Source organism: Arthrobacter sp. Y3221114, assembly GCF_059092625.1.
The window spans coordinates 621,479-636,429 of record NZ_JBNHHW010000001.1 but is presented as its reverse complement, the minus strand read 5'-3'; the positions used below and the strand labels follow the sequence as shown (position 1 = coordinate 636,429).

Below are 14,951 nucleotides of genomic sequence, written 5' to 3'. Positions count from 1 at the left end.
ACCTCCGACAGTAGTTGGCACCGCTCAACCGCTCAACTCCGAGGCGTCCCGCGTGCGGGAGCACGCAGTGAGTCAGCACGCAGGTTAGTTGCGGCTCCCGCGCTTTGAGAGGATGGCATCATGCCTACCGTTCCGCACGATGCCCCAAGGTTCCCGATCCAGCTGAGGTTCAGCGACATTGATTCCTACGGACACGTGAACAATGTGACCTACTTGGGCTATCTGGAGACGGCCCGGGTGCTGCTGCACCAGCTGCGGCCGGAGCTGCCGGCTACCGCCGGCCACAAGCCGGGTGCGACACTGCGTGAACTCGGTGGCGCCGAAAACCAGACGCTGGTGGGACGGCAGGAAATCGAGTACCGGGTACCGCTGGACTACCGGACCGAACCGGTGCACATAGGCGTCTGGGTGACGAGGATCGGTTCTTCGAGCTTCGACCTGGGCTACGCCGTCGTTGACGCCGTCACAGGGGAGACCGCCACCGTGCATGCGCTGGGCGCGTCGACCATGGTGCTGGTTGCTGCCGAGACGGGACGGCCGGTGCCGCTGCCGGACGCGTACCGCGCCGCCTTGCAGCTGTGGGCCGGGCCGCCGGTTCCGTTCCGCAACAGTGCACATGCTGCCGGCACGAACGAGGAGGCCGCACAGTGATGTCCACCGGAACGCCCGTCCTGCAGTTGGCCGATGTGCAGGTTGCGGCGGACTTGAAGACGTTCGTCAGCCGGTCCCGTGCCGCCGGCGACGGCGCCATCCACCTGCAGGCGTTCGGCAGCGTGCTGGCGGCCTACGTGTGCATGATGCGCCCGCGGATTCTGGGCGAGGCGACGCCGACGATCCTGGGGCTGCGGGTCATGCCGCTGTCGGCGCCGGCCGCCGTCGAGGAGACCGTCACGCTGGCATCGGTCGGAGACCGGCTGGCCAGGATGGGGAACGAGGAAACGGGCCTGGCCCTCCCGCCCACGACCGTGACGGAATCCTGGACGGGTGTGCTGCCGCCGCGTTCCGGGTGGGAACACATCGGCAGCCTGCAGTCCCAGGTGTTGGAGGAGGCTGCCCGGGAGGGCATCCGGGAGATATCCGAGGCCCTGCCGGACAACCCCGGACAGCTCATCGTCAACAACGCGCGCAGCACCGTCTGGAGCCGGCCGCTGCCGGCGGCCGGCGGGCTGCCCGAATCGGCGGAGTTCCCGGCCGGGGCGGCGTTTGCCGCCCTCACGCTGGGCTTCCTCGACGAGAACCCGGCCGCCGTGTACCGGAACCGCCGCTGGCTGCGGCTCAGCACCGGCCGCGGCCATGTGCTGGTGCGCAGCGGCGCCTCGCTGTAACGGAGCGGGCGGCGCCGCAGGAGCAGGTCAGGCGCTGTTAACCATGGAGTGGGCTGCGCGCTCGAAGTAGTCCCAGAGCGTCTGTTCGTGCAGCGGCGGCAGTTCGAGGGCATCGACGGCCCGGCGCATGTGCTTGAGCCAGCGGTCGCGTGCGTCGAAGTCCACCTTAAACGGCTGGTGCCGCATCCGCAGCCGCGGGTGGCCGCGCTGTTCGCTGTAGGTGCCGGGGCCGCCCCAGTACTGTTCCAGGAACATCCGCATCCGGACCTTGGCGGGCCCGAGGTCCTCCTCGGGGTACATCTGACGCAGCACGTCGTCCTCCGCGATCCCGTCGTAGAAGACGTCCACCAGTTTCACGAACGTTTCGTGCCCGCCGACGGCGTCGTAGAAGTTGTCCGTGTACGCGGGCTGCTTGAACGCGTTCGCGGCGGCCGGCGCCGGGGTCAGCGTGGCCAGCGGCTGTCCGAAACGGGACGGAAGGGCCGCGCCGTCGGTTGGCTGCGCCGAACCGGGGCGCGCGGCGGGCTGTTCGGGGGTCTGGGGTATTTCGCTCATCGGTGGTCTCTGTTCGCTGATGCTGTCGGGAACCATTGTCTCAGCCCGCGACGACCCGGGGTTCGTGGTGGACGGGGAAGTTCACGCTGCGCGCAATGAAGCAGACCTTGTTGGCATCCGTATGGAGCCGCTGGGCGAGTTCGGCCTGGCCCGGATCGGCGATGGACACCCGGGGCCGCAGCGTCACGGACGTGAATTCGCCGCTGCCGTCACGGTTCAGGCGCAAGGTGCCCTCGGCGTCGTCGTCATAGGCCGTCACCACGATCCCGTTCTTCACCGCGACGTGCAGGTAGGAGAGCATGTGGCACTGGGACAGGGCCGTGAGCAGCAGCTGTTCCGGGTTCCAGCGGTCCTTGTCGCCGTGGAAGGTGGGGTCGGCGGTGCCGGCGAGCTCCGGCAGCCCTGCCGCGCGCACCACGTGGTCCCGTCCGTAGCCGCGGTAGCTGGCGGTGCCCTCGCCGCGGTTGCCGGTCCAGTGGAGGGAAACGGCGTAGTGGTGCTCGGAAAGGTTCATGCCGCCATTAAACCCCGTGCTCCTGCCGCCCGGCACAACCCGGCCCTGTCCGTTCTTACACAGGGGGCCCACATTTCCCGGGCCCGGACCTCTCAGCGGCAGGCGGTGATTTCGTAGAGCGCCGCCGTGCCGTGGGAGGCGATGAGGCGGAAGCCGCGGGAGAAGTCAATGTCGTGGAAACCCGGCCATTGGTGTTTTTCGCTGTGCTGGTAGCCGCGGATCGGCTGGTCGTCGTACAGGTGGGTGGCACCGGTGCTGTGCAGCGCGTCGCAGACCTGCGGGTCGGACACGATGTCGCGGAAATGATGCCGCAGGTAGTCCTTGTCCGCGCTGCCGGCGCTGCTGACGTTTTGGAAATAGACGGTCCGGTGGCCGGTGAGGGAGTAGATGTAGGGCAGTCCGTTGAAGGGATCGCCGATGACGATGGCGTCGTCGGGCAACAACGGGTCCAGGGAGCGGATGAACTCCTGCTCGTCGCCCAGCAGCGCGCGCCCGTCGTGCTGCTCGGTGATGCCGTAGCGGACCGAGGCCGCCTCAACCCGGACGTCGTGCCGGAAGCCGCCGGAAGTCACGAAGACGGCGGCCAACGCGGCGAACGCGAGCGCCGCGGCCACCGAACGGCGCGAACCGGCCTGCTTGCGGGTCCGGATAAGCCCGGCCAGCAGCGTGCAGAGCCGCTCCAGGGCCAGGGCGGCGAAGACCACGCCGAAAGTGTGGACCAGCGGCGCGATCCGCGGCGGATCCGTGTACCAGAAGCCGCTGAGCCAGCGGAAGGGGCGGTCTTCCGGGCCGGCCGCGAGGATGAAGAGCACGATGGCGGCTGCCATGCCCGCAGCGGCCGGTCGGGCGCGGCGGACGAAGCAGGCCACCACCGTTCCGGCCGCCATGAGGAGCCCGACGACGACGGCGTAGCTCTCCGGGGTGGCGTCGGCGCTGTCCGGCTGGCGCGGCAGGTCGAAGAACAGCCAGGCCAGGGCGTCAACCCAGCCCGCGGTGGAGCCGCGTGGATACGATACGACGGCGGCCACGAGGTTTGAGGTGGCCAGGACGAACGCGGCGGCAGCCGCGGCGGCCGCCAGCAGGCCGACCGCCGCGTAGAAAAGCCCGCGGCGGCTTCGCCAGAGCCGGGCCAGGCGGAGTACGACGAAGCGCGCCAGGTAGATTCCTCCGAGCACGAGCAGGCTGCCGAAGGCGGAAGGGTGGATCCACGTCGCGCCCAGGGCGACCACCGCCAGGGCGGTGAGATCCGCCGTCGTCCTTCCGTGCCCGCTGCGGGACGGGGGACCTTCGCCGGCGCCGGCCGAGGCCGGAGCGGCAGTACGGACAGCGGTTTCGGCGCCGGGGTCGGCCGCGCCCGGAGGAGCGGGACGGACAGCGGTTGCGCTCCGGGCGCCGGCGGCAACGGCATGCGTCTTCGCCTCCGTGGGCAGCCGGTACTGCAGTTCGATGCCGAGTGCGAGGATTGCCGGGAGCAGCGCGGCCGCGAAGCCGTTAGGCCACTGCCCGGCACGGAACATCTGGACAACCGGGAAGGCCAGCATGGAGGAAGCTATCACCGGCGCGAGGACCCACACGAGCGGCCTGGCGGGGAACAGCGCCCGGGCCAGCAGGGCCACGGAGGCCGGCCACATCAGGCAGCCGATCACCAGGCAGGCCAGGTTCCCCGCCGTCACTACGTCCCCCGGGACCAGCGACACCATCGCATGCCAGCCGGCGGGATAGAACGACGGCGGTGCCCCGCCGAAGATCGGCCAGATGCTCCAGGGGCTGGCCTGGCCGTTGTCCTTGATCCATTGCAGGACGTTGACGTGGTAGGTCGGATCCCAGGCTTGCGAGATGCGGTGGATCGAGCCCATGGCCCCCAGCATCACCGAGCCCAGGATCAGCGCCGCGAGGGCGAGGGCGGCCGCCAGCAGCCAGGCGGTCGCGCGCGGCACGTCGAGTCGCGCCGCCGGGGGAGGAGCGATGGCCCGCCCGAGGAGCCAGCACCCGCCGATGCCGAGCGCCGCCAGCAGGGTCCCCGAGAGCAGGTTCCAGCGCGCCCCGGTCGCCAGGCACACCATGGTGCCGGCCGCGGCCAGCGCCGTACCGGCGGCCGGGGCCAACACGAAGGCCCGGACGGCGGGCTGGCGCAGCGCCCGGAGGGCCAGGAAGCCGGGAAGGTAGAAGACAGCGAGCATGACAGCCAACTGCCCGGCAACTGCCATCAGGACTCCCTTGCGCCATCACCCGTTGTGGAATTGTAGATCCGCGGGAGTGCAGGCGCAGCACCTCGCGGGGATGCTCATGGAACCGTAGGGGAGGCAGATGGCGTGCCGGTGAACGGCGGGAGAACGCACCCTCGTGTCCGGGCACCGTGCGGAAACGGGGCTGCCCGCCGAAACGGGTGCTTCGGCGGGCAGCGGGTCGGTGTGAGACGAGGCTTTTCGGGCTACCGGTCGGCGGCCTGGGCCTTCAGGGCGCGGACGATGCCGTCCTTGTTTTCCAGCACCAGGCGGCGCAGGGCGGGGGAGCGGTCCGCCAGGGACTCCAACCACGCGTCCGTGGCGTCCACGGTGGCCTGGGTGGACAGCTGCGACGGGTACAGGCCGACGACAATCTGCTGCGAGAGTTCGTGCGTGCGGGTGTTCCAGATGTCTTCGATGGCGTCGAAGTACTTGGCGGCATAGGGCTCCAGCAGCGTGGTGTCATGCACGCGGGTGAAGCCGGCGATGACCGACTGCTGGGTGGCGTTGGGCAGTTCGCCCTTGACGACGACGGACTCCCAGGCTGCCGCCTTCGCCTCGGCGGTGGGGATGGCGGCTTGCGCCAGGGCCGCGGCGCGCTGGCCGGTGGCGGTCTGGTCCCGCTCGAGTTCGGCGTCGATCTCGGCCTGGCCGAAGCGGCCGCCGGCCACCAGCGAGGTGAGCAGTTCCCACCGCAGGTCGGCGTCCACGGTCAGCCCCTCCAGCGTGCGCTCGCCGGAAAGCAGCGCGGCCACGGTGTCCAGCTGCCCGGCGGTCTGGGCGTGCACGGCGAAGGCCTTGGCGAACTGCAGCTGCGAGTCGGAACCCTCGGCCGCCTCTCCGGCGAGCTCCCAGAGCCGGTCGGCGGCGGCGATGGTCAGCCGCTTGCGGTCGTCCGGGTTCACGTAGAAGGTCAGCGTGGTGGCCAGCTGGCGCAGCAGCACCAGCACCACCGAGGAGTCCGTCTCGTAGGCGATGTTGTTCAGCACCAGCTCCACGTATTCGCGCGCCGGGGTCTCGCCGTCGCGGGTGGCGTCCCAGGCCGAGCCGAGCACCAGGGTGCGCGGCAGCGAAGCGGTGAAGTCCTTCACGTGGGCCTTGGAGGTGGCCAGGGACACCTCGTCCAGCCGGATCTTGGCGTAGGCCAGGTCGTCGTCGTTAAGCAGCACGAGCGCGGGACGGTCCAGCCCGGCCAGCTGCGGCACCTCGGTGCGCTCGCCGTCCACATCGAGTTCCTCGCGGTGGGTGCGCACCAGCTTGCCGGCGTCGTCCAGGTTGTAGAAGCCGACGGCGAGCCGGTGCGGGCGGATGGTCGGGTAGCCGTCCGGCGCGGCCTGCAGGATGGCGAACGAGGTGATGGCGCCGTCGTCGTCGGTGGAAATCTCCGCGCGCAGGGTGTTCACGCCGGCGGTCTCCAGCCACTTGGCGGACCAGTCCTTCAGGTCGCGGCCGCTGGAGGTTTCCAGTTCGCCCAGCAGGTCGGCCAGCTCCGTGTTGGCCCAGGCGTGCTTGCCGAAGTACTCGCGGACGCCGGCCATGAACTCCTCCTGGCCCACCCAGGCCACCAGCTGGCGCAGCACGGAGGCGCCCTTGGCGTAGGTGATGCCGTCGAAGTTGACCTGCACGTCCTCCAGGTCCTTGATCTCCGCGGTGATCGGGTGGGTGGAGGGCAGCTGGTCCTGCCGGTAGGCCCAGGACTTCTCCATCGACGCGAACGTGGTCCAGGCGCCCTTGTACTCGGTGGCCTCGGCGGCGGCCAGCGTGGACATGAATTCGGCGAAGGACTCGTTCAGCCACAGGTCGTTCCACCAGCGCATGGTCACCAGGTCGCCGAACCACATGTGCGCCAGTTCGTGCAGCACGGTGATGGCCCGGCGCTCCACCATGGCATTCGTGGGGCGGGAGCGGAACACGTAGTTCTCCAGGAACGTGACCGCGCCGGCGTTCTCCATGGCGCCGGCGTTGAACTCCGGGACGAACAGCTGGTCGTACTTGGCGAAGGGGTACGGGGTGCCGAACTGCTGCTCGTAGAACTCGAAGCCCTGCCGGGTGAGGGTGAAGATGTTCTCCGCGTCCATGTACTGCATCAGCGACTTGCGCGCGAACACGCCCAGCGGGATGGTGCGGCCGTCGGAGCTGGTCAGCTCGCTGCGCACGGACTGGTACGGGCCGGCGATCAGCGCCGTGATGTAGGAGGAGATCCGCGGGGTGGGCTCGAACGCCCAGGTCGCGGCCGCACCGCCGTCGTCCGTCGACCCCACGTGCCGGGGCGCCGGGGTGGGGGAGTTGGAGATGACGTCCCAGTGCGACGGCGCGGTGACGGTGAAGCGGAAGGCCGCCTTCAGGTCCGGCTGCTCGAAGACGGCGAACATGCGGCGCGAATCCGGGACCTCGAACTGGCTGTAGAGGTAGACCTCGTTGTCCACCGGGTCCACGAACCGGTGCAGGCCCTCGCCGGTGTTCATGTAGAGCGCGTCGGCGTCGATCTCCAGCACGTTGTGCTCCGCCAGGTCCGGCAGCTGGATGCGCACGCCGTCGGAGACCTCGGCCGGATCCAGTGCCTTGCCGTTGAGCGTGACCGAGCGGACGGTGTCCGTGACGGCGTCGATGAAGGTGGAGCCGCCGGGCGTGGCGGTGAACGTGACCACGGTGCGCGAGCCGAAGACCTTCTCGCCGCGGGTGAGGTCCAGCGTGACGTCGTACGACTCCACGCGGAGCAGTTCGGCGCGGGCGCGCGCTTCGTCACGGGTGAGATTCAAACCTGGCAAGTTCGCCTCCAGAAGTACTTAGGTGTCCCGGCTGGGCGGGACCGGACGGTGTGCGTGACGGGACGCCGATATGAAACAACCCTTGCACAATGTGGCCATTGTCTCACCGCAGCGGGGTGGCGCGCAGCAGTTGCGCCAAGAAAGGCGAATAGTTGCGGGCGGAGGCGGCCGGCGACGCATGCCCGCGGGCCGACGCATGGCCGGCGTCCGGCGTCCGTGGCGCGGAGCCGGGGCCAAGCGCCGCGGGAGGGCTCAGCCGCCGGCGAGGACCTTGGTCCAGGCGGAGATATAGCCGGGTTCGTCGAAGCGTTGCAGGGTTTCGCGGCTGGAACGGGAGAACCGCGAGCGCAGTTCCTGGTCGCGCATCAGCGCCAGGATGCCTTCGGCCAGCGCCTGCCGCTCGCCGAAGGGCACCAGGAAGCCGTTCTCGCCGTGTCGGATCACATCGCGGGGGCCGTAGTTTGCGTCGTAGGCGGCAACCGGCACGCCGAAGGACATGCTCTCCAGCAGGATCAGCGGGAAGCCCTCGGACGCGGACGTCAGCACCGTGGCGCACGCCGTGGCGTAGATGTCCGCCGGGCTGTTGGTGAAAGACGGGAAGCTGACCGCGGCGCCGACGCCCAGTTCGTCGATGAGCGCCTTGACCGCTCCTTCCTCCTCGTCGCCGTAACCGAAGCCAAAGACCTCCAACCGCGCCCGGGGGTTGGAGGCGTGCACCAGGGCGAAGACCCGGATCGCCTCGTCGACCCGTTTCTTCGGGTGCAGCCGGGCCACCATCACCAGCCGGTTCGGATCGGTGGCGTGCTCCGGCTCCGGCTGCCCTGGCGCCGGCTGCCCTGGCGCTTCCGCCCGCGCCGGCTGCCCGGGCTGTCCCGCCCGCGCCGGCTGCTCCGGCGGCGCCAGTTGGCCGATGGTGTGAAGCCGGTCGGCGTGGCCGAACTCGGCGGCGATGTCTTCGCGCTGCGCATCGGTGTGCAGCACCACCCCGTCCCAGGCGTTCAGGTTGTCCAACAGCCGGCGCCAGTTGCGGCTGACACCGGATCCAACCACGTACGGCGGCTCCAGGTGGTTGCTGTGCACGGCGGCGATGCGCCGCAGGTTCGGATGCCTGACGCTGCCGACCACATCGTCCAGGTTCCGGCCGGGCAGGTTATTCAGGTTCTCGCGGAATTCCGAGGTCAGTACCGGCGCGTCTTCTCCGGCCAGCAGGTGTTCGAAGGCGTGCCGGTAGAGTTCGCCCGGGTCCGCAAAGGTGAGGGCATCGCCGTCGTCGCGGGCCACGCCGTCGAACAGGTAGCTGCGCCCCCACTTGGGCGAGCCGGGATGGTGCGTGATGGTCAGGAAGCAGCGGCCGTCGCGGCCGATCAGGCGCTGGGCGGTGGGCGTCTTGGACGACTCCTGGAAATGCTGGACCAGCACCAGGCGGCCCTGTTCGTCCATCTCCTCCCGGCGAAGCCGCGCGCGGTTGGGGGCAAGCTGTTCGACGGCGGCCACCGTGCCTTCGGGGTGGAACCGCACGTAACAGTCCTGGATTCCGTCGCGGAAGTACCCGAAGGCCAGCCCGGAGTTGCCCACCGGCACGATGTCATAGTCGTCCTCGGGCGGAGGCCGGACCGGTTGGCGGGTATCCGTCCCGGGTCTCGGATCCAACCCGTACAGGACGCTGCGGACCCCCACACCCGGATGCAGATGGCCGTCCGCCTTGAGGCCGGCCACGTCGCTGGCGAGCCGGTGCTGCAGGCCCAACACCTCGATCCAGACCTGTTCGGCCGCCCCGTTCCTGGCCAGCGTGTTGGCCCGGGTGCGCACCGCTTTGACCAGGCCGCCGCGCTTGAGCGCCAGGGTGTTGACGGGAAAGTGGACGGTGAGCGGCACGATGGCATCCTGTCGTCAGGGATGCCGCCATTGTTGCGGCCAGCCGGGCGCTAGTAAAGGGGCGGACGACGGCGGGATGGCCGCCGGTAGCGTCTCTGTCGGCCGCGCCGCCCGTCAGTTCGTGCGCGCCGCGCCGCCGGTCAGTCCTGCGCGCGCCGCCGGTCAGCGTCTCTCGGCCGCGCCGCCGGTCAGCCCTGGGCGGCCGCCACGGCGAGGTCGTGTTGCTCCGCCGCGGTTTCCAGCAGCCGTTCGGCCAAGAGCAGGGCGGTGCCCGGGGCGTCTTGCCGCAGGCGCGCATAGCCCTCCGGCGTGAGTACCTCCACGATGACCTTCCCCTCGGCCTGCACGTGGGTCCGGGGCGGAGTGCCGCCGAGGCCCCCGAAGCTGGTTCCGGCCGAGAAATACCGGGCGGCGTGATTGTCCCCGGGATCGGTGGCGGCCGTGCGTGCCTGCCCCTCCATGACCAGGACCAGGCCTGCCCCTGGTTCGCCCGCTGAAACGATGGCCGCGCCGTCGTCGTACGTCCGCCGCTCCAGATACCCCGCGAGCGTCTCGCGGGCGCCGGCGGGCAGGGAGCCGACCACCGGGTGATCCTGCAACTGCAGCCGCCCGCCGGCCGCCGGCTGTTCTCCGTATCGGTCGATGAGGCGGTTTTCGCACCACTGGGCGGCAGCGTCCAGGGACGGGAACGCCGTCGGCCGGTCGCCCGTGCCGGCCTCTTCCGCGGACAGCAACCGGGACGGGTCCACGAAGATCAGCAGGCAGGGATCCGAGGTTGCCTGCAGCCGCAGGAACATGGTCTTCGTGCGGCTGCCGAGCTCGTCCAGCCGGCTGATGTCGATCACCAGGACCTCATGCGTCGCGGCCAGGTCCGCGGCCATCCGGATGACTGTTTCCGCTTCCGGGAAAAGCATGTCGCCGTGGACCTCGAGGAACCGCACCGTGTGCCCGTGTTCGGCCAACACGGCCAGCTCCGGCGCGGGGCGAACCCGTGGCGACGGTTTTCCGGCCAGGTCGTAGTCGGAGCGGATAGTGGACCGGGCGCTGCGGGCGGCATGGATGAAGTGCAGTCCCAGTTCCGCCGAGAGTTGTCGGCACGCCTCGGTGCCGCGGACGCTGTTGCCGTGCTGGTCGAGCCGCGGCGAAAAGACGGCGAGCCCCAGCTGGCCGGGCAGCACCGCCAGGATGCCGCCGCTGACCCCGCTCTTGGCCGGCAACCCGATGCCCGCCACCCAGTCGCCGGCGTCGTTGTACATGCCGCAGGTCGTCATCACGCTGAGCACGTGCTCGGCTATCCGGGGCGTCAGGACCTCCTCGCGCGTGATCGGGTTGACCCCTCGGTTGGCCAGGGTGGCCGCCATGATGCCCAGGTCGCGGCAGGTGACGCTGATGGCGTTCTGCCGGAAGTACAGGTCGAGGGCGGCCTCGGTGTCGTGTTCGATCACGCCCTGGCTCTTCAGCAGGTAGGCGATGGCCCGGTTGCGGTCACCCGTACGGAGCGCGGACTCGTACACCTTCCGGTCCATCCCGAGGTCGCGTCCGGCGTAGGCCGAATAGGTCGCGCGGAGCCGCTCGAAGGCTTCGTCACCGTAGCGGTCAACCACCAGGGCGGAGGCGGCGATGGCTCCGGCGTTGATCAACGCGTTGCGCGGCCGGCCGGTATCCGCTTCCAGGCTGATCTCGTTGTAGGCATCCCCGGACGGCTCCACGTCGATCTTCTCCCGCACGTCCTCGAAGCCGTGCTCGGCCAGCGCCAGGGCGTAGGTGAAGGGCTTGGAGATCGACTGGATGGAGAATTCGGACCGCGTATCGCCGGCCTCGTAGGTGCGTCCGTCGGCCATGGTCATGCTCAGCGCGAGCAGATCGGGATCCTCGACCCCGAGCTCTTCCGGATCGCCGGCCAGGGACCCGTCGGTGTTGCCGGCAAGACCGGCAAGGACGGACTCAAGGTAGTCACTGATCACTGGCTCCATAGGGGCACACTATCGACGGCGGGCGCGGCCCGATAGGGGAGCGGCGCGCCGGGCTGCGGTGGATGGCCGGGGGAAGACGCGTCACCGGCCCTGCTCCAGTAGGCTGGAAGCCGCCATTCTTCCTCCCCGCACGCCACAGAAGGACCCGTACATGCGCGTTCACATTGCCACCGACCACGCCGGCCTGGACCTGAGCCACCACCTGATCGAGCACCTGGCCGGCCAGGGCCACGACGTCGTCGACCACGGTCCCACCGCGTACGACCCGGAGGACGATTACCCCTCGTTCTGCATCCGCGCCGCGCTCGCCGTCGTCGAAGACCAGTCCGCCGGGGTGGAGGCGCTGGGCATCGTGCTCGGCGGCTCGGGCAACGGCGAACAGATCGCGGCGAACAAGGTCAAGGGCATCCGGGCCGCGCTGGCCTGGAACCTGGACACCGCCAAGCTGGCCCGCGAGCACAACGACGCCAACGTCGTCGCCGTCGGCGGCCGCCAGCACAGCGTGGAGGAAGCCACCGCCATCATCGAGGCGTTCCTGGCCGAGCCGTTCTCCCACGCCGAGCGCCACGTCCGCCGGATCGGCAAGATCGCGTCCTACGAGACCACCGGCGACGTCCCCGCCTGATCCGGGAACCGCTCATGCCCGAAGGCCATTCAGTCCACCGCCTGGCCCGCCAGTTCCAGGACGTTTTCGCCGGCGAGCGGCTGGCCGTCTCCAGCCCGCAGGGCCGGTTCGCCGCCGGCGTCGCCCGGCTCGACGGGGCGAGGCTGCTGGCCGCCCGCGCGCACGGCAAGCAGCTCTTCCTGGACTTCGACAACGGCCTCGTCCTGCGCGTCCATCTGGGCCTCTACGGGGCGTGGAGCTTCGGCGGGGATGAGACCTTCCGCGGCGCCTCCAGCATTGGGGCGCCGCGCCGGGTGGGGGAGCAGGAAACGTACGACGACGGTGCTCCGGTTGCCTACGCCGGCCCGCCGGAGCCGGTGGGCCAGGTGCGCGTCCGGCTGGTCTCCGACCACGGCTGGGCCGACCTGCGCGGCCCCACCGCCTGCGAGGTGCTCACGCCCGAGGAGGCGTCCGCCGTCGTCGGCAGGCTGGGACCGGACCCGCTGCAGGATGTGGCGGACCGGGGTGCCGAATTCGTCCGCCGGCTGACCTCGAAGCGCACCGCGGTGGGACAGCTGCTGATGGACCAGAACGTGGTGGCCGGGGTCGGCAACGTCTACCGGGCGGAGACCCTGTTCCGCCGTGGCCTGAACCCGTGGCTGCCCGGCCAACAGGTCCCGCCGGCGGAGGCGGGGCTGCTGTGGGCGGACATCGTGGAGGTCATGAGCGACGGGGTCCGCGACGGCAAGATCATCACCACCCGCCCCGAACACCGCGATGCCGACGCCGGCCGGTCGCTGCCGGTCTGGCCGGACAACGCGCACTACGTGTACAAGCGGCAGGGGATGCCGTGCCGGTTGTGCGGCACACCGGTCGCCGTGACGGAGATGGCCGCCCGCAACCTGTACTGGTGCCCGGCCTGCCAGCGGGCCTGAAGCGTTCGGGCCGAGGCCGCCGGCTTGCTGCAGGCCTGGTTCGTCGTGCCGCAGCCTGCCCGCCTACGCCGCGGCGCGTCCACGCTGCCCACCCGAATTTTCGGCGCGGGCAGGGTTTATCTGCGAGGGCAGGGTCTATAGCCCCTGCCCTCGGCGATTAACCCTGCCATGGAGGAGTCGGGGTAGAGGCGCATGGTCGCCGCGTCGCGGCGCCCGCCCGATTTGTCGAACGGGCCCGCCCTCGTGCTAAAGTTTCATCGTCCTCGGGGATGTAGCTCAATGGTAGAGCCTCAGTCTTCCAAACTGATTACGCGGGTTCGATTCCCGTCATCCCCTCGCGTCAGGGAGGCGGCCCAGCACGGGCCGCCTTTTCTGTTCGCAGCCGATGCAGTCATGCGACGTGTGTCAGCGGCGTCCGGTTGCACGGTGATTGTGCAGCAGGCCGCGAATGCCCGTAGACTTGCGTGTGCACTACGGGGCGTAGCGTAGTGGCTAGCGCGCCTGCTTTGGGAGCAGGAGATCGCAGGTTCGAGTCCTGTCGCCCCGACTCTGTATTCTTGGTGCAGATTTAACCCCAATAGCTATCAGGAGTTCTAACGCTGTGAAGAGCGCTGTCGAAAACCTCACCCCTACCCGGGTCAAGCTCAATGTTGAGGTCCCCTTTGAGGAACTCAAGCCCAGCATCGACGCGGCGTACAAGACCATCGCGAGCCAGATCCAGGTTCCAGGCTTCCGCAAGGGCAAGGTTCCGGCGAAGCTGATCGACCAGCGCGTGGGCCGCGGCTACGTGATCGAGACGGCCATTAATGAGGGGCTGAACGGCTTCTACCAGGGCGCCATCGAAGAGACCGGCATCCGCCCGCTGAGCCGCCCCGAGGTTGAAATCACCGAGGTTCCCGACCCGGCCGCCACCGAGGGCCAGCTCGCCTTCCACGTTGAGGTGGACGTCCGCCCCGAAATCGAGCTGCCCGAGTACTCCGGCCTCGAAGTCACCGTCGAAGCTACCGAGGCTTCCGAGGAAGACATCCAGAAGGCGCTCGACGACCTGCGCGGCCGCTTTGGCACCCTGAAGACCGTTGACCGTCCGGCCGTTGCCGACGACTTCATCACCATGGACCTGTCCGCCACGGTGGACGGCGAAGAGGTCGACTCCGCCGCGGACCTGTCCTACCAGGTCGGCGCCGGCACCATGCTTGAGGGCCTGGACGAGGCCGTGACCGCGCTGAGCGCCGGCGAGGACGCCACGTTCGAGACCAAGCTGGCCGGCGGCGAGCACGCCGGCGAGGACGCCACGGTCACCGTGAAGGTCAAGGCCGTCAAGGAGCGCGAGCTTCCCGAGGCCGACGACGACTTCGCCCAGCTGGCCAGCGAGTTCGACACCATTGCCGAGCTGAAGGAAGACCTGGCCAAGCAGGCCGCCGATGCCAAGGTCATGGAGCAGGGCGTCGAGGCCCGCGACAAGGTGCTGGACAAGCTGATGGAACTGGTCGAGGTTCCGGTTCCGGACTCCGTCGTCGAAGAGCAGATGGAACAGCACTTCCGCCCGGAGAACAGCCACGGTGAAGACCACGACACCGAGGAGCACCGCGCCGAGGTCCGCGAGAACACCGAGAAGGCCTTCCGCAACGAAATCGTGCTGGACGCCGTGGCCGACAAGGAAGAGCTGGGCGTCAGCCAGGCCGAGCTCATCGACTACATCGTGTCCTCCGCCGGACAGTACGGCATGGATCCGAATCAGTTCGCGCAGTTGCTGGACCAGTCCGGCCAGGTCGGCATGATGGTGGGCGAGGTCCGCCGCCGCAAGGCCCTGGCCAAGGTGCTGGAGCTGGCCAAGGTCACCGACACCAACGGTGCCGAGGTGGACCTGAGCGACTTCGTCCGCCCCGCCGGCGAAGAAGAGCCCAACGTCGAAGACATGATCCAGGCCGCCGAGACCGAAGCCGCCAACGCCGAGGCCGGAGAAGCCGAAGCGGACGCTGCCGACACCGAGTCGATCGAGGACACCGACGCTGCCGAAGAGGCCGCCGAGGAAACTCCGGCCGAAGCAGACAAGAAGTAGGCAGCAAACTGCCGCACGGACGGACCGCCGGATCCCCTTCACGGGGGACCGGCGGTCCGCCGCTTTAACCTCCACGGGTGGGGACCAGCGGTCTGACGCTTCAACTCCCACGGGACGA

The 14,951-nt window shown here is 69.5% G+C and carries 11 protein-coding genes and 2 tRNA genes; 7 read left to right on the top strand and 6 right to left on the bottom strand.

Annotated elements, in window-relative coordinates:
• Positions 1–120: 120 nt before the first annotated feature.
• Both AC5RV3_RS02920 and AC5RV3_RS02915 read left to right on the top strand, forming a co-directional pair.
• Positions 121–651: an acyl-CoA thioesterase gene (locus AC5RV3_RS02920; RefSeq protein ID WP_494120829.1), complete on the top strand. Its 531-nt coding sequence runs from the start codon at positions 121–123 to the stop codon at positions 649–651.
• Entirely contained in the window at positions 651–1,325 is a 675-nt protein-coding gene (locus AC5RV3_RS02915) for a DUF8185 domain-containing protein (protein ID WP_494120828.1), read from the top strand. The genes AC5RV3_RS02920 and AC5RV3_RS02915 overlap by 1 nt, the downstream gene beginning before the upstream one ends.
• 27 nt (positions 1,326–1,352) lie before the next feature.
• Here AC5RV3_RS02915 and AC5RV3_RS02910 read toward each other — a convergent pair whose 3' ends face one another.
• The 6 genes from AC5RV3_RS02910 to glsA form a co-directional block, all read right to left on the bottom strand.
• Positions 1,353–1,880 carry a globin gene (locus AC5RV3_RS02910; protein ID WP_494120827.1) on the bottom strand — a complete coding sequence of 176 codons (528 nt, stop codon included), beginning with the start codon at positions 1,878–1,880 and terminating at the stop codon, positions 1,353–1,355.
• Between the two features lie 40 nt (positions 1,881–1,920).
• On the bottom strand, positions 1,921–2,394 hold the full coding sequence (locus AC5RV3_RS02905; RefSeq protein WP_494120826.1) for an OsmC family protein: 474 nt from the start codon (positions 2,392–2,394) through the stop codon (positions 1,921–1,923).
• A gap of 92 nt (positions 2,395–2,486) precedes the next feature.
• Positions 2,487–4,601: a DUF6541 family protein gene (locus AC5RV3_RS02900; protein ID WP_494120825.1), complete on the bottom strand. Its 2,115-nt coding sequence runs from the start codon at positions 4,599–4,601 to the stop codon at positions 2,487–2,489.
• A gap of 224 nt (positions 4,602–4,825) precedes the next feature.
• Positions 4,826–7,378 (bottom strand): aminopeptidase N, encoded by a 2,553-nt coding sequence (gene pepN / locus AC5RV3_RS02895; RefSeq protein ID WP_494121021.1) that lies wholly within the window; start codon positions 7,376–7,378, stop codon positions 4,826–4,828.
• Between the two features lie 261 nt (positions 7,379–7,639).
• A complete protein-coding gene (locus AC5RV3_RS02890) occupies positions 7,640–9,262 on the bottom strand; it encodes a glycosyltransferase (protein ID WP_494120824.1) in 1,623 nt (540 codons plus the stop codon).
• 188 nt (positions 9,263–9,450) lie between these two features.
• Positions 9,451–11,235, bottom strand: coding sequence for a glutaminase A (gene glsA / locus AC5RV3_RS02885; RefSeq protein WP_494120823.1), 1,785 nt, complete (start codon positions 11,233–11,235; stop codon positions 9,451–9,453).
• Positions 11,236–11,386: 151 nt separating this feature from the next.
• Between glsA and AC5RV3_RS02880 the strand changes: the two genes are divergently transcribed.
• From AC5RV3_RS02880 to tig, 5 genes are all read left to right on the top strand, one after another.
• On the top strand, positions 11,387–11,860 hold the full coding sequence (locus AC5RV3_RS02880) for a ribose-5-phosphate isomerase (RefSeq protein ID WP_494120822.1): 474 nt from the start codon (positions 11,387–11,389) through the stop codon (positions 11,858–11,860).
• A 14-nt stretch (positions 11,861–11,874) separates the two neighbouring features.
• Positions 11,875–12,774, top strand: coding sequence for an Fpg/Nei family DNA glycosylase (locus tag AC5RV3_RS02875; RefSeq protein WP_494120821.1), 900 nt, complete (start codon positions 11,875–11,877; stop codon positions 12,772–12,774).
• 265 nt (positions 12,775–13,039) lie between these two features.
• Positions 13,040–13,110, top strand: a tRNA-Gly gene (locus AC5RV3_RS02870).
• A 138-nt stretch (positions 13,111–13,248) separates the two neighbouring features.
• A tRNA-Pro gene (locus AC5RV3_RS02865) sits at positions 13,249–13,321 on the top strand.
• A gap of 54 nt (positions 13,322–13,375) precedes the next feature.
• Positions 13,376–14,833 (top strand): trigger factor, encoded by a 1,458-nt coding sequence (gene tig / locus AC5RV3_RS02860; protein WP_494120820.1) that lies wholly within the window; start codon positions 13,376–13,378, stop codon positions 14,831–14,833.
• The last annotated feature ends 118 nt before the right edge of the window (positions 14,834–14,951 follow it).

Bases quoted from the DNA above. Each gene is read 5' to 3' on its own strand.
- AC5RV3_RS02880 (WP_494120822.1), top strand. From the start codon at position 11,387: ATGCGCGTTCACATTGCCACCGACCACGCCGGCCTGGACCTGAGCCAC.
- AC5RV3_RS02900 (WP_494120825.1), bottom strand. From the start codon at position 4,601: ATGGCAGTTGCCGGGCAGTTGGCTGTCATGCTCGCTGTCTTCTACCTT.
- AC5RV3_RS02875 (WP_494120821.1), top strand. From the start codon at position 11,875: ATGCCCGAAGGCCATTCAGTCCACCGCCTGGCCCGCCAGTTCCAGGAC.
- AC5RV3_RS02920 (WP_494120829.1), top strand. From the start codon at position 121: ATGCCTACCGTTCCGCACGATGCCCCAAGGTTCCCGATCCAGCTGAGG.
- AC5RV3_RS02905 (WP_494120826.1), bottom strand. From the start codon at position 2,394: ATGAACCTTTCCGAGCACCACTACGCCGTTTCCCTCCACTGGACCGGC.
- AC5RV3_RS02915 (WP_494120828.1), top strand. From the start codon at position 651: ATGTCCACCGGAACGCCCGTCCTGCAGTTGGCCGATGTGCAGGTTGCG.
- glsA (WP_494120823.1), bottom strand. From the start codon at position 11,235: ATGGAGCCAGTGATCAGTGACTACCTTGAGTCCGTCCTTGCCGGTCTT.
- AC5RV3_RS02910 (WP_494120827.1), bottom strand. From the start codon at position 1,880: ATGAGCGAAATACCCCAGACCCCCGAACAGCCCGCCGCGCGCCCCGGT.